The 13,340-nt window shown below is 28.2% G+C and carries 12 protein-coding genes; 3 read left to right on the top strand and 9 right to left on the bottom strand.

Going from position 1 to position 13,340, the window contains the following annotated elements:
- Positions 1 to 201: 201 nt before the first annotated feature.
- The 9 genes from BLS77_RS02465 to BLS77_RS02425 all read right to left on the bottom strand — a co-directional run bounded on the left by BLS77_RS02465 (position 202) and on the right by BLS77_RS02425 (position 10,520).
- Positions 202 to 981 carry a serine hydrolase gene (locus BLS77_RS02465; RefSeq protein ID WP_089965463.1) on the bottom strand — a complete coding sequence of 260 codons (780 nt, stop codon included), beginning with the start codon at positions 979 to 981 and terminating at the stop codon, positions 202 to 204.
- A gap of 252 nt (positions 982 to 1,233) precedes the next feature.
- Complete coding sequence (locus BLS77_RS02460; protein ID WP_089965461.1) at positions 1,234 to 2,334, bottom strand: 6-phosphofructokinase; 1,101 nt, start codon at positions 2,332 to 2,334, stop codon at positions 1,234 to 1,236.
- Between the two features lie 294 nt (positions 2,335 to 2,628).
- Positions 2,629 to 3,519, bottom strand: a complete 891-nt coding sequence (locus tag BLS77_RS02455) for an undecaprenyl-diphosphate phosphatase (RefSeq protein ID WP_089965459.1) — start codon at positions 3,517 to 3,519, stop codon at positions 2,629 to 2,631.
- 84 nt (positions 3,520 to 3,603) lie between these two features.
- Positions 3,604 to 4,716 (bottom strand): hypothetical protein, encoded by a 1,113-nt coding sequence (locus BLS77_RS02450; protein ID WP_089965456.1) that lies wholly within the window; start codon positions 4,714 to 4,716, stop codon positions 3,604 to 3,606.
- A gap of 121 nt (positions 4,717 to 4,837) precedes the next feature.
- Complete coding sequence (locus BLS77_RS02445; RefSeq protein ID WP_089965453.1) at positions 4,838 to 6,598, bottom strand: tetratricopeptide repeat protein; 1,761 nt, start codon at positions 6,596 to 6,598, stop codon at positions 4,838 to 4,840.
- 269 nt (positions 6,599 to 6,867) lie between these two features.
- Complete coding sequence (locus tag BLS77_RS02440; protein ID WP_089965451.1) at positions 6,868 to 7,737, bottom strand: tetratricopeptide repeat protein; 870 nt, start codon at positions 7,735 to 7,737, stop codon at positions 6,868 to 6,870.
- 98 nt (positions 7,738 to 7,835) lie between these two features.
- Complete coding sequence (locus BLS77_RS02435; protein WP_089965449.1) at positions 7,836 to 8,624, bottom strand: ABC transporter permease; 789 nt, start codon at positions 8,622 to 8,624, stop codon at positions 7,836 to 7,838.
- Positions 8,617 to 9,384 (bottom strand): ABC transporter ATP-binding protein, encoded by a 768-nt coding sequence (locus BLS77_RS02430; RefSeq protein WP_089965447.1) that lies wholly within the window; start codon positions 9,382 to 9,384, stop codon positions 8,617 to 8,619. Before BLS77_RS02430 ends, BLS77_RS02435 begins: the two co-directional genes overlap by 8 nt.
- A 173-nt stretch (positions 9,385 to 9,557) precedes the next feature.
- Positions 9,558 to 10,520: an ABC transporter substrate-binding protein gene (locus BLS77_RS02425; protein ID WP_089966508.1), complete on the bottom strand. Its 963-nt coding sequence runs from the start codon at positions 10,518 to 10,520 to the stop codon at positions 9,558 to 9,560.
- A 415-nt stretch (positions 10,521 to 10,935) separates the two neighbouring features.
- Here BLS77_RS02425 and BLS77_RS02420 point away from each other — a divergent pair, with 415 nt between their 5' ends.
- The 3 genes from BLS77_RS02420 (at position 10,936) to BLS77_RS02410 (ending at position 13,335) form a co-directional block, all read left to right on the top strand.
- On the top strand, positions 10,936 to 11,310 hold the full coding sequence (locus BLS77_RS02420) for a CidA/LrgA family protein (protein WP_089965444.1): 375 nt from the start codon (positions 10,936 to 10,938) through the stop codon (positions 11,308 to 11,310).
- Positions 11,310 to 12,023, top strand: a complete 714-nt coding sequence (locus BLS77_RS02415) for an LrgB family protein (protein ID WP_089965442.1) — start codon at positions 11,310 to 11,312, stop codon at positions 12,021 to 12,023. Before BLS77_RS02420 ends, BLS77_RS02415 begins: the two co-directional genes overlap by 1 nt.
- Before the next feature lie 85 nt (positions 12,024 to 12,108).
- Positions 12,109 to 13,335 carry a DEAD/DEAH box helicase gene (locus BLS77_RS02410; protein WP_089965439.1) on the top strand — a complete coding sequence of 409 codons (1,227 nt, stop codon included), beginning with the start codon at positions 12,109 to 12,111 and terminating at the stop codon, positions 13,333 to 13,335.
- Positions 13,336 to 13,340 lie beyond the last annotated feature (5 nt).

Raw genomic sequence — 13,340 nt, 5'->3', positions numbered from 1 at the left:
GGTATAAAGGCTTTTAAAAAATAACAAGTCACATCCCGATTTAATTTTATTTATAAAAAAAATGCCTCCCTATTTAAAGGAAGGCATAATAATTACAACGGTATCTCATTAATGTAACTTCCTTGTTAATATCTCGTATTAACTTAAAGGCTATTCTATTTTTGTAAGAATAACATTTCTATCATTTATTGTCAATGTAAATTAATGCCAATTATTCATTATATTATCCCACATCATTTTCCCGCACTTGGCAAGCGTAACAGTTCCATACACACTATTTGGTATATTAGTTGATAACACACTAAAGGTAAATGTGCCTTTAGAAAGCCTAATTAATGCAGTATCATTTTCCACTCCTTTTTTATCTCCTGTTTTACTTGAAATCTCATACTTTAAATCATCTGGAATATAAAGTGCTAATTTATTTTTAATTTGTTGTCTTGTTAATATATCAACTAACATCTCACTATTTTCTTTATTTAAATATGAAGCCTTATATAAATGTCTCCATATTTTTGATAAATCACTAGCTGTAGTTATATTTTCAATATCACTATTATTGTTTCTTTCATCAGTTGTTTTTCTATTTAAAATTGTATTCCTAAGTCCCATTTCCTTAAGATCTTCATTTATTTGCTTAATACTAACTATATCAATAATCTTATTTGTAGCGGTATTATCACTTTGAATCAGCATGGCAACTAAAAGTTCAAATACAGTGTATTCTCTTTCGTTAAACTCATGAATTATCCCTGTTCCGTAAACTTTATCTTCCCCATTAATTTTAATTTTATCCATAAAATCTACTTTGCCCTTTTCAACAGCTTTTATTAAAGAAATAGATATAGGTAATTTCATACATCCTGCTGCTACCATTTGAACGTTTTCATTATATCCATAAATAAAGCCACTCTTTAAATCTTCAAAGAAAAATCCGTAAGTTCCTATTCTTGATTCTAAGTATCTTTTTATTTCTTTCATAATAATACCCTCCAATTTTTATCTCATACTCTCTCTGTAATTAAATTATATCATATTGTCAGAAAATTTTGAAGTATTAGCAAAAATTTTTTATTAATACTTTAAATCTATATTTTATAATTTCTAACACTCTACTTAGGTTATCTTAAAAGAATAATAAATCAACATTCACATCACCTTTTCTTCTTGTTTTTTTTGCAACCGCCTAAAAAAAAGAGAACTACTAACGTAATTCTCTTTTGATTTATTATATTAATCTGCAAATGAAATTCCTATTTTCTTAGCTATTTTAACTAACTCGCCTTCTGGATCAACTAATTTAGACTTTTGACCTATAACATTTTCTAAACTATCGCTTGAAAGTTCATTTCCCTTTAGACAAACCATTTGTCCAAACTTACCTTCATTTATTAATTCTACAGCACCTACCCCATATCTTGTTGATAATATTCTATCAAAGGTTGAAGTGTTTCCACCTCTTTGGATATGACCAAGCACTGTACATCTTACTTCTTTCTCTGGCATTAATTTTTCTAAGTCATCTGCAAGCTTGTTACCTATTCCCCCAAGTCTTATTGGATCTGGGCTATCAGCTACAATTTTAGAAACTACAACTTCCCCATTTTTAGGTTTTGCTCCTTCAGAAACAACTATTATACTAAATTCTCTGCCATTGTCTTCTCTATCTTTAATTTTTTTTACAATTTTATTTATATCATATGGTATTTCAGGTAAAAGAATAACATTAGCTGCACCTGCAATACCTGATTCTAAAGCTATCCAACCTGCATTTCTTCCCATAACTTCACAAAGCATAATTCTATGATGTGATTCTGCTGTAGTATGCAGTCTATCTAAAGCTTCTGTTGCAACATCAATTGCTGTGTTAAATCCAAATGTTACATCTGTTGAAGCTAAATCATTATCAATTGTTTTAGGGACCCCTATAACTTTAACGCCCATTCGCGCAAAATCTCTAGCCGAAGTTAAGGTTCCATCTCCGCCTATGACAATTAAAACATCAACGCCTTCTTTTTTCATATTTTCAACTGCTATATCCGATACATTTTTCTTAATCTTAACTCCATTTTCTTCTACTTGATAATCAAATAAATTATCTTTATTTGAACTATATAAAATAGTTCCACCTCTATGAAGTATTCCAGATACGCTATCAAGAGTTAGAGAAACATAATCATTATTATATAATCCTCTATAACCAAATTTATAACCAATAACTTCCATGCCATAATTTACTATTGCTGTTTTTGTTATTGCTCTAATTACTGCGTTTAGTCCTGGACAGTCACCACCACCTGTTAATAAGGCTATTTTTTTAATTTTTTGTGTCATTTCAGAATTCCCCCTTTACCCAATATAAAAGTTTTTCGAATTAATTTTATCTTTTAAATTTTCTGTCTATTTTCTCTATTAAAAGATAATATTTTTCGACAACCTAATGCAATTGCTTTCAAAAATTTTGATTAACTCTTCTAATATATGATATCATAAAGATTTAAAAGTGAAAAGTAGATTCCACTTTTTATTTATCTTTTTTTAATTTTTGGTAATTTGCCCAATAGATAGCAAATAAGGTTTCGCATAAAATGCGAAACCTTATTTATAATTTAGTGATTTGAAAATAACTTACATTGTAAGTGTTACTATTCCGGTTAGTGATAACCCTAATAAAACTATACCTGCAATAATCCTGTAAATAGCAAATATTCTCATTGGCTTCTTCTGTAAGTAGCTTATGAACATTTCCATAACTACAAGTGAAACTATAAATGCAACTACAAAACCTGCAATTAATGCTACTGCATAAGTTGGGTTCATAATTGAATAATCAAATTTAAATAAATCTAAACCTGACGAACCTATCATAGCTGGTATTGCTAGGAAAAATGAAAACTCAGCTGCTACTGGAGTTGATATTCCTGAAATCCATCCTCCCATTATTGTTGAAGCACTTCTTGACATCCCTGGCCACATAGCCAAAACTTGGAAACATCCAACTTTTAAAGATTGCATTGGAGTTAGATCAAAAACATCTACTGTCGGTTTCTTACCGCTTTTTGATGTTTTATTTCTAAATCTATTTTCTATAACTAATAATAATATACCCCCAACTATAAACCCAACAACTACCGCTGAAGGTTTAAATAGTGATTTTATAGACTTATAAAATAATAATCCCATAATAAGTGCTGGCATTGATGCTATTATTACGTTAATTCCAAATTTAAATCCCGTTTGTCCTTTTTTTCCGCCTGTAAATATAAAAATGAAAAATTCAGATATAGCTCCACTCAGCTTTTTCCAATATAAAACTACAACTGCTAAAATTGCTCCTAATTGTATAACAACTTCAAACATAGATGCAAATTCTTGAGCCCCAGGCCCCCCATTATGAAAACCTATTAAACTTCCAAATAATATCATATGTCCTGTTGATGATACAGGTACAAATTCTGTTAACCCTTCTACTATAGCTATAAATATAGCTTTAAGTATATAAATTAAATCTAATCCCATATATTAAAAACCTCTCTTTCAAATTAATTAGGTATTTTTAAAACATATATAATTATACATTTAATATTATATACTGTCCATCCATTATTTACTTTTTTCTTCTACATACTCTATTTCAATAGAGCTTATTATATTTGCTCCATCTATTGATAGTTCTATAATATTAGCTCCATTTACTAATTGTAGCTCATAGTATTTTTCAACTTCTTTAAATTCTCCATTATTTTCTCTTATATAGTATTTATTCATTATCTTTCCATCTTTAAACCCACCAACAATATAGTTTTCAGATTTCACTTCGCTATCTTCTTTATTATTTTCTTTTTTCATTAAAATAATATATGTTTTTTCATCTACTCCAATTTTAGTATTCATCGGATCTTTTTTAAACAGTTCTTCATTTTCTGTAAATATTGTTGGTGGAATATAGCTATTATTTAATTTTATATTTATATTTCCCTTATCTTTTATATATGTAATATAGCTATTGCTTTTTTTCATTTCAATAGAGTTATCTATATTTATAGTATATGTATCTAATACCTTTTTTAAATCTTTTATATATTCTTTACTCTTTGTATTTCCTTTGTATAGCATACTTTTATCTAGTTTTGTCATTACTTCTATAGAGCTACATGGGATTCCGTCCTTTTCTATATATCCTCTATTCCTAAAGTCTATCATTACCCATTTACTATTTTCATTAGACCAGTATTCAACCACATAATAACTTGCTTCTTCATCAGAGCCTTTCTTTACTTTTTCAAATTTTCCAACTCTAGATTTTATATCTATTGTTAAAAGTAAATCTCTAGTTATTATTGCCATATCCCTTTGTGATACCTTCTTAAGTTTAGCTTTTTCCTGTAATATATCAAAAGCATTAATTCCCTTTGAATCTGAAACATCATCAAACTCTACCACGGTATTTACAATATCAATAACCTTTAGTACTTTATTTACTTCGCCTTCTTCAGTTGATACTAATTCATTTGCTTTATAAACATTATCTAATGCCTTTACTTTAGCATCTTTTTTTTCTCCATAATACATATTGATATTATTCTCATTATAAATATTATTCCATACTTTAATTTCCAGTTTAGGTTTATTTCTATTATTTATAAAAAACACCCCTGCTATTATTAATATTGTTAATAATATAATGATTTTTAAAGCTTTACCTTTTTTTCTCATAAATTTATTCCCCTTTTTTAGACTTCTAAAATAATAGAAGTCTTAAGTAATATAAAATATCTTTCTAAAAATAACAAGTCATGTTTTAGTCTCTTTTGACTTGTTATTTTATTTCAGTTGCCTAATCGAAAAATGAAAACTCTGGAACTATTAATTTCGCTTCATTTTCTATGTTATATTCATCATATAAAGTCTTTGCTTTATGATAATTTTTTATTATTGTATTTTTTGTTTCTTCATCCATACTATTATTTATCCCCTCATAAGCACCTTTGATATTATCCATACCTCTTTCTATATCCCCTTCTATCGAAATATAATAACAGCCTGCATTATTTAAAGTTAATGCATCACTTTTATCCTCCCCATAAGCAATTCTTATACTTTCAATAGCCTTATCATTTTGCCCTTGGTTTAGATAGATAGTTCCAAGTGTTCTGTGATATTTAGAAACAGCTCCATTTATTTCTATTGCCTTATTTAAATATTTTATTGCACTATCTATATTTTTATCTAACAAATCTAATGTTGCTAAATTATAATATATTTCAGAATCATTAGGATTCATTGCTGCTGCTAACCTATAATATCTTCTGGATTTTTCATTATCTATAGAGTTGCCCTCATAATATTCTGCAATTTTAATCATTATATTGTAGTTAAATGGTTCTTTTTGAAGAGCTGTTATAAAGTAACCTTCGGATGTTTTATTTTTTTCTTTAGCCATCATTATTTTTGGCATTAGAAATCCATAATTATCAGGGTAATCTTTATTGGCTAATATACTCTTTTTACAAAGTTCAAAAGCTTTATCATAGTTTTCAGATTCAAAACTTTGCCATGCAGCAATATGGTAACTAGCATATGAATTTTTATCATTATTTATAATATTTTCTAAAATAGAATTTGCTTCTAATTCATTTCCCGTATTTTTATATACAGTTGACATCATAACCTTAAGTGGAATTTCTCCCACATCTTCATTTTTAATTTCTTCTATAATATCATTTGCAAGATTTGTAGTTTCAGGTAACATTGAGTAAACCTTCGCTAACCACATTTTATAACTTAGTTCCTCTGGATTATCATTAACTAGTTCTGTTAACTTAGTTAATATTCCATCCCTATCATAAGCTGCAAATTGAGTTATAACATCAAAGACCTTTATTTCATTTTTATCTTTATTAAAAGCTTCATTTAATAACTTAAAACCATCATCCCAATTATCACTTAACATATTCATTTTAGCTATCAAAGCTAAGTCATATGCAGATTCATTATCTACTTCATAATTATCTATCATTTCTTTAGCTTTATCTTTTTGTCCATCTACCATATAAACAGTGTACATAGTTCTCATTAATGTCTTATCTTTTCCATTATCTTTTATAAATTGTTCTCCAAGACTTAACGCTTGTTCATATTCTTCATTCATAAAATATGTAAACACTACATAATTAATAAATTCTTTATCTTGAGTTTCATACTTTTTTCTATCCTTACTTGATAAAATTTTATTTCTCTTAAGCGTTGCCTTTCTTAATAATTCATTAGATTTTTCAATTTCACCTTTAATCGAATGTATTTCTGCAATCTTCACCTGCCAAAATGGCCATTCTTCACCCTCTTGTAACTTTTCATATTCTGTTATAGCTTGTTCATAATTATTATTATAAAATGCTACTTCTGCTTGATTAGCTTCAATAGTAGTAACATCTCCATTTAATGCACCTTTAATTGATACCAGTATAACTAACACTACTAATAAAGATCCGAATATTATTAAAGTCGGTTCTATATATGGCAATTTCTTACAAACCACATTATAGCATGCTTTTACCTTACTCCCTATTCTCTTAATAATTAATTTAAATTTATCCATACCTACCTCCTTAGCTCCCTACTCGATTTTACTTAAAACTTTCACATAATTATTTATTGTATCAAATATATTTTACTTTTACAATTATGATTTCTTTCTTATTTACTAAAAAATACTATTTAACACTATTTTTATTAATATAACCCCATAAAACTCGGCTTAATTAAAACTATTTATTCTCAAAAAAATAACAAGTCAATCTGCTATTGTAGTATAAAATATACATCGCATCTTGACTTGTTATTTTTTCCAAGCTCCCTTATATCATATTAAGCTTGTAATTGAATAGCTTCCTGAACTTCTTGATTTTCTAACTTTTTTAAAAGTTCTACGTAATCTTCCGGTTCTACAATTGTTATAATAGTTGTTTTTAGTAGTCTCATGGCTTTTTTTAGCATTACAATCGCTTCTTCATTTTCTCCTCTTTCTATTAACAGTAAAGAATAGAAATATAAAGTATCCGGAATATTAGAAAGACCTTTAGCTAAAGCTTCAAAAATAGCTCCTGCATCTTCTTTTTGACCATTTTTATAAAGATTTATAGCATAAATTGATTTTACTAGAATATCCTCTTCAAATTTATCATAAGCTTCCTTTGAAAATTCTAAACTTTCAGCTATATCTCCTTTAATAGTCTTCATATAAGCTATTGTTGTATATAAAGTATTACTTTTATCTTTTTCAAAAGGTACTTCTAAAATTTCAATTGCTTTAGTTACGTCACCTTTTTTCCATTCAATCAAAGATTTAATCATTTGAATGTCAACTAAGTCTTGTCCATTAAATGGTTTGTATTTTTCTCTTCTTTTAAGAATTTTATTTAAAACTCGATCTGCATCCTCAACATAACCATATTTAATTTCGCAATATACATAACTTCTTATATATTTCACTTTTGAATTAGTTACTTTAGCTGCAGTTTTGTACCAACTTACTGCTTTATTTGGATGATTATTACTTACTCCAAGGTTACCCATGAATCCACATAAGAAATCACGATGTGCTACCATTAAGTAAATCCAATACCCCCACATAAACATCCCACCAAGAATTGGCTCAATTACAAAAACTATAATACATATTGCTGCAAATATATAATCTAAAGTTAGATACTTCTTCAGCTCAATTTTTTTCCCCATACCTATCACTCCCCTATATTATTAGTATAATTTCCACTTATACAGTATTATACTATAAATAACATAAGTTTTGTAATGGTTTTAGTAAATATTCTAAATCAATTCTTGTCTACTACCTTTTGTTCTAATATTGCAACTAACTTATACATAATAAATGCTATAAAAGATAAGATAACTATACTCATCATAACCATATCTAATTGAGATATTTGTCCTCCATACACAATTAAAAATCCAAGACCTTCTCTTGCAACTAAAAATTCCCCCATTATTACTCCAACCCAAGATAATCCTACATTTATTTTAAGTGCAGATATTAAAACAGGTATTGTTGCTGGAACTACAAGATATTTTAATGTTTGATATTTTTTTGCTTGAAAAGTCTTCATTAACAATATTTTGCCTTTATCCACTTCATTAAACCCAGTAAGGATACTTATAATTGTTGTTACTATAGAAATTAGTAATGTAATAACAATTATTGCAGTTGTTCCATTCCCCACCCAAAATATAACAATTGGAGCAAGTGCTATTTTAGGTAATGCATTTAAAACAACTAAATATGGATCTAATACTTTTGCAGTAAATGGACAGGACCATAAAACTATAGCTATACCTGTTCCAAGTACTGTTCCCAATGTAAATCCGATTATAGTTTCATAACAAGTAACCAATATATGATTTACTATAGTTCCTTCTTGTGCAAACTTCATGAATGAATTAACTATTCTTGTAGGACTTGAAGTAAGGAATGGATCTATTAAAGAAGTTCTTGCTGCAACTTCCCATAAAATTATAAACACCGCTAAAATAGTCACTCTAAAAACTGTAAGTTTTATTTTTTCTCTTTTAACACTTTTTATATAAGCTTCTTGTTCTTTACCCATTATAATTATCAAGCTCCTTCCATAGTTCATTAAAGTACTTATTAAACTCAGGCTCTTTCCTTTTTCCGAATGGAGTTGCATTTATATTTTCGAATTTTATATCTATGTCTTTTTTAATTTCAGCAGGTCTACTTGTTAAACAAATCACTCTACTAGATATTGCTATGGCTTCCCCTAAATCATGGGTTACCATTATTGCTGTTTTACCTTCCTTTTTAATAATTTCACTTACTTCATCGCAAACTTTTAGTCTAGTTTGATAATCTAAAGCTGAAAAGGGCTCATCTAAAAGTAATACTTCTGGGTTTAAAGCAAGAGTTCTAATTAAAGCTACTCTTTGCCGCATCCCACCAGATAATTCTGCTGGCTTATGACCTTTAAATTTAGCTAAGTCATAATTAGTTAATAGTTCATCTGCCCTCTTTATATTTTCCCTAGTTAATACTTTTTTAATTTTAAGACCTAGTAGAACATTCTGCCAAACTGTTAACCAATCAAATAAATAATCCTTTTGAAACATATATCCCATTTTATCTAATCTATTCTTTACATTTTCATCATTATAAATTATTTTCCCACTTGATGGAGTTAAAAGACCACTTATAATGTTTAACAAAGTAGATTTACCACAACCTGATGGCCCTATAATACTTACAAATTCCCCTTTTTCAATGGAAAAGCTTAAATTTTTAATTGCTTCTGTTTCTCCCTTGAGAGAATGATATATTAAATTAATATTTTCTATTTCTATTAAACTCAAATTTTACACCACCTTTCTATATTGTATGTAACTAAGGGAGATTCAAAAAACAACTAATTAGATTCTTATCTATTTTCTTTCATCTCCCTAATGTAGAAAAGGCTTAGCCTTAAGGCACCTTCAAAAATATACATGTATTTTTACTCATTATTTTTTAAATGCCTAATTTAATATTATTTATTTTTAGTAGCTTTATCTGCAAAGCTATTATTAACTATTTTTTCAAAGGATGGTCTTTTTGGAATTAATTTTTCATCATAACTTTCTATAATATCCATTAACTTACTAATTTTTTCTTCTTCAATTCTTGGCTCAGTTGCTAATGCATTAATTTCTTTATAATTTGAAATAACCTTTACTATAATATCTTTTTCAGTTCCCGGGAAATATTCTATTATTGCATCTGCAATTTCTTCGTTGCTATTTTCAATAACCCATTGTTGCCCTTTATAAATAGCTTTTGTGAATTTTTCAATTATTTGTGGATTTTCATCCATGTAAGATTTACTTGAGAAGAAACATGTATAAGGAAGTTCTCCTACCTCATCTCCAATTGATGCTACTATTTTACCAGTGCCCTCTTTTTCAAGCATTGAAGCTGTAGGCTCAAACAAAGTAACGTATTCGCCAGTTCCAGCTTTAAAAGCACCTGCTGTTGCTGTAAAATCTAAATTAGTAACTAAGTTAACATCCGTTTTGGGATTTAATCCATGTTGTTTTAATACATATTCAAAAGACATTTGTGGCATCCCACCAGGCCTTCCCCCAATTAGTTCTTTACCTTTTAAAGATTCAAATTTGAAATCCGATTCTTCAGTTCTTCCAACTAAAAATGCTCCATCTCTTTGAGTTAACTTTGCAAATAAAACTGGATAATCTTCTCTACCTTGATTATTTATATAGATTACTTGTTCTGGTCCACAAAAACCAATATCTGCATTTTTACTTAGTACTTGTTGCATAGTTTTATCAGCACCCTGTCCAGTTGAAAGATAAATTTCTAGTCCTTCTTCTTCAAAGAAGCCTTTATTTATTGCTGCATACATTGGCGCATAAAATACAGAACGAACAACTTCATTTAACTTAACCTTCGTTAATTCTCCACTTTTATCTTTAGTACAGGATATAAAGCTCATAGTTAACACTCCAATAAGCGCTATAACTGCAGTTATTTTAGTTAATTTTTTTTTCACACTTTCCTCCTACCACTTTCGTGTAATAAATTGTTTATATTACTCATACTATGTTTTTACTACTTAAAATGTTATAAAAATCGATATTTCCTCACTACTATAAATTTAAGCTAATTTGCTATATAAAACGTTGTCCATTCTTAAGTATGCAAAAAACACGTACTTTTATCTAACGTACGTGTTTTTATAAACTTTCTATTAACTTCACTATGTTTATCTAATTAAAAATTCATTTTTTGAAGCAATTCTAATATTTAATAAATAGTAAATGATTACTTAACATAATTTATTTATCTATCATTTACTATTAAAAGAAAAAGTGCTAAATTAGTATATAATACTAAGGAGGATATTTTTTATGAAAATTTTTAGAGAAGCACTTATTATTCTGTCTATTTATCTAATAGGAGAAATCATTTCAAAGGGTTTAAGTTTACCTGTTCCAGGTAATATTATAGGTATGATTATATTATTAACACTATTATGCAGTAATATTATTAAACTTGAAAAAATAGAAACAATATCATCATTTTTTTTAGATCACCTTGCTTTTTTCTTTATCCCAGCCGGAGTTGGTCTTTTAACATCTTTTGATATTATTAAATCTAGTTTAATACAAATATTGCTTATTTGTATTATTTCAACATCAATTATAATTGCAGTTACAGGATTAATAGTTCAATGCCTAGTTAACCGTAGTAATAAATCTAAATTAGGAAGAAGTGATAATTAATGAATATTTTAACAGACAACCTATTCTTCGGAATTGTAATTTCCCTATTAGCTTTTGAATGTGGTTTATATATTTCTAAAAAAACTAAATTCCCACTTTTCAATCCATTGTTAATTTCTATCTTAATGATAATTACTTTCCTAGTAATATTTAACGTAGATGTTGATAAATATAATAGTGGTGCTAAATTTATTAATATGTTTTTAGGACCTGCTACAGTAATTCTTGCAGTTCCACTTTATAAACAAATTAACCTTTTAAAAGAAAATTTTTTACCTATAATTATAGGTGTTTTAATAGGAAGCTTAGTTGGAATTATCTCTGCAATATTTCTTTGCTTTATTTTCGGACTTAAAAATATATTAACAATATCTCTACTTGCAAAATCCGTCACTACTCCAATAGGAATAGAAATAACAAATCAACTAGGAGGACTTGTTCCTGTAACTGTTCTTTCAATTATTATTTCAGGTATTGTAGGTGCAGTAGTTGGACCATCAATTTGCAAACTATTTAAAATTAAAAACAAAATAGCTGTTGGTATTTCAATAGGTACTGCCGCTCATGCAGTTGGAACAACAAAAGCACTAGAACTTGGGGAAACAGAAGGTGCAATGAGTTCACTTTCAATTGGCATTGCAGGTCTTACAACAGTATTCTTAGCACCTTTATGCTTTAAACTTATGAACATCTTACCTTTTTTTGCAAAATAAATTTTAACTAGCGTAAAAGGTGTTTTTAAGGTTATAATTAAAGATACTATGAGTATTATAATAATTCAAAACAAAGGAGAAATATATGAATACTTCATTTAAAGATTTAAATTTAAATCAAAACTTAATAAACGGATTAGAAAAGCAAGGAATAACCATCCCAACAGATATTCAAACTTTAGCTATTCCAGCTGCTTTAGAAAATAGAGATGTTATTGCAGAATCCCATACAGGTAGCGGTAAAACTCTAGCTTTTCTTACACCTATATTTGAAAAAGTCAATACAGAAAAAAGAGAAATGCAAGCATTAATTTTAGCTCCAACTCATGAGCTTGTTATGCAAATTGAAGCTGAAGTTAAGTTACTTGCAGAAAACTCAGGGATGCCAGTTACTACATTAAGTATTATTGGTGATGTAAATATCGATAAACAAATTAAAAAAATTAGAGATACTAAACCTCATATAATTGTTGGTTCTCCAGGTAGAGTCTTAGATCTTATACGAAAGAAAAAAATAACAGCCCATACTATTAAAACTATTGTTATAGATGAAGCTGATAATTTACTTGATAAAAATAATTCTCAAGTAATCCAAGATATAATAAAAACTACAATGAGAGATAGACAATTAATGATATTTTCAGCAACTGTAAGCCAAAAGACTTTAGAGCTAGCTACTTTATTAATGAAGGAACCTGCTGTTTTTAAAGCTGAAGGCACAGCATCACTTAACCCAAACATTAATCATGCATATATTGTTGCAGATAGAAGAGATAAGTTTGATACACTTAGAAAGCTACTAGCTGCTGCAAATGCAGAAAAATCAATTGTTTTTGTTAATAACAGTACTGAATTAGAAATTGTTACACAAAAATTAAATTATCACGATAGAGCAGCTTTTAATATTTCTTCTCATGTTTCAAAGGAAGAAAGACAAAGAGCTCTTGAAAGCTTTAGATCCGGCAGAATTAAAATATTAGTTTCTTCTGATTTATCAGCAAGAGGTCTAGATATTCCAGGAATTACTCATGTATTTAATCTTGATTTCCCTGTTAGTGCAAATGATTATCTACATAGAGCTGGAAGATGTGCTAGAGGCTATGGCTTCGGAAGCTGTGTTTGTATCGCAAACAACAAAGAAGTTGCAGCAATTAGAGTTTATGAAAGAGAATTTAACATTCAAATAAAACCAATTAAATTATTTGGAGGATCAGTTCAATATGTTGAAACTGCTCAAACAACACAATCAGTTGAAACTACTAATTCTACTGAAAATATAGAATCAGTTGAAGCTACTAAATGTGTAGAATAAAAATA

Source organism: Clostridium gasigenes (assembly GCF_900104115.1).
Classification (GTDB): Bacteria; Bacillota; Clostridia; order Clostridiales; family Clostridiaceae; genus Clostridium; species Clostridium gasigenes.
The sequence above is the reverse complement of the archived record's forward strand: the minus strand, read 5'-3'. Positions and strand labels throughout refer to the sequence as shown.

Coding starts and splice junctions, on each gene's coding strand:
- BLS77_RS02410 (WP_089965439.1), top strand. CDS start 12,109: ATGAATACTTCATTTAAAGATTTAAATTTAAATCAAAACTTAATAAAC.
- BLS77_RS02450 (WP_089965456.1), bottom strand. CDS start 4,716: ATGAGAAAAAAAGGTAAAGCTTTAAAAATCATTATATTATTAACAATA.
- BLS77_RS02420 (WP_089965444.1), top strand. CDS start 10,936: ATGAAAATTTTTAGAGAAGCACTTATTATTCTGTCTATTTATCTAATA.
- BLS77_RS02455 (WP_089965459.1), bottom strand. CDS start 3,519: ATGGGATTAGATTTAATTTATATACTTAAAGCTATATTTATAGCTATA.
- BLS77_RS02425 (WP_089966508.1), bottom strand. CDS start 10,520: ATGAGCTTTATATCCTGTACTAAAGATAAAAGTGGAGAATTAACGAAG.
- BLS77_RS02460 (WP_089965461.1), bottom strand. CDS start 2,334: ATGACACAAAAAATTAAAAAAATAGCCTTATTAACAGGTGGTGGTGAC.
- BLS77_RS02465 (WP_089965463.1), bottom strand. CDS start 981: ATGAAAGAAATAAAAAGATACTTAGAATCAAGAATAGGAACTTACGGA.
- BLS77_RS02440 (WP_089965451.1), bottom strand. CDS start 7,737: ATGGGGAAAAAAATTGAGCTGAAGAAGTATCTAACTTTAGATTATATA.
- BLS77_RS02445 (WP_089965453.1), bottom strand. CDS start 6,598: ATGGATAAATTTAAATTAATTATTAAGAGAATAGGGAGTAAGGTAAAA.
- BLS77_RS02435 (WP_089965449.1), bottom strand. CDS start 8,624: ATGGGTAAAGAACAAGAAGCTTATATAAAAAGTGTTAAAAGAGAAAAA.
- BLS77_RS02415 (WP_089965442.1), top strand. CDS start 11,310: ATGAATATTTTAACAGACAACCTATTCTTCGGAATTGTAATTTCCCTA.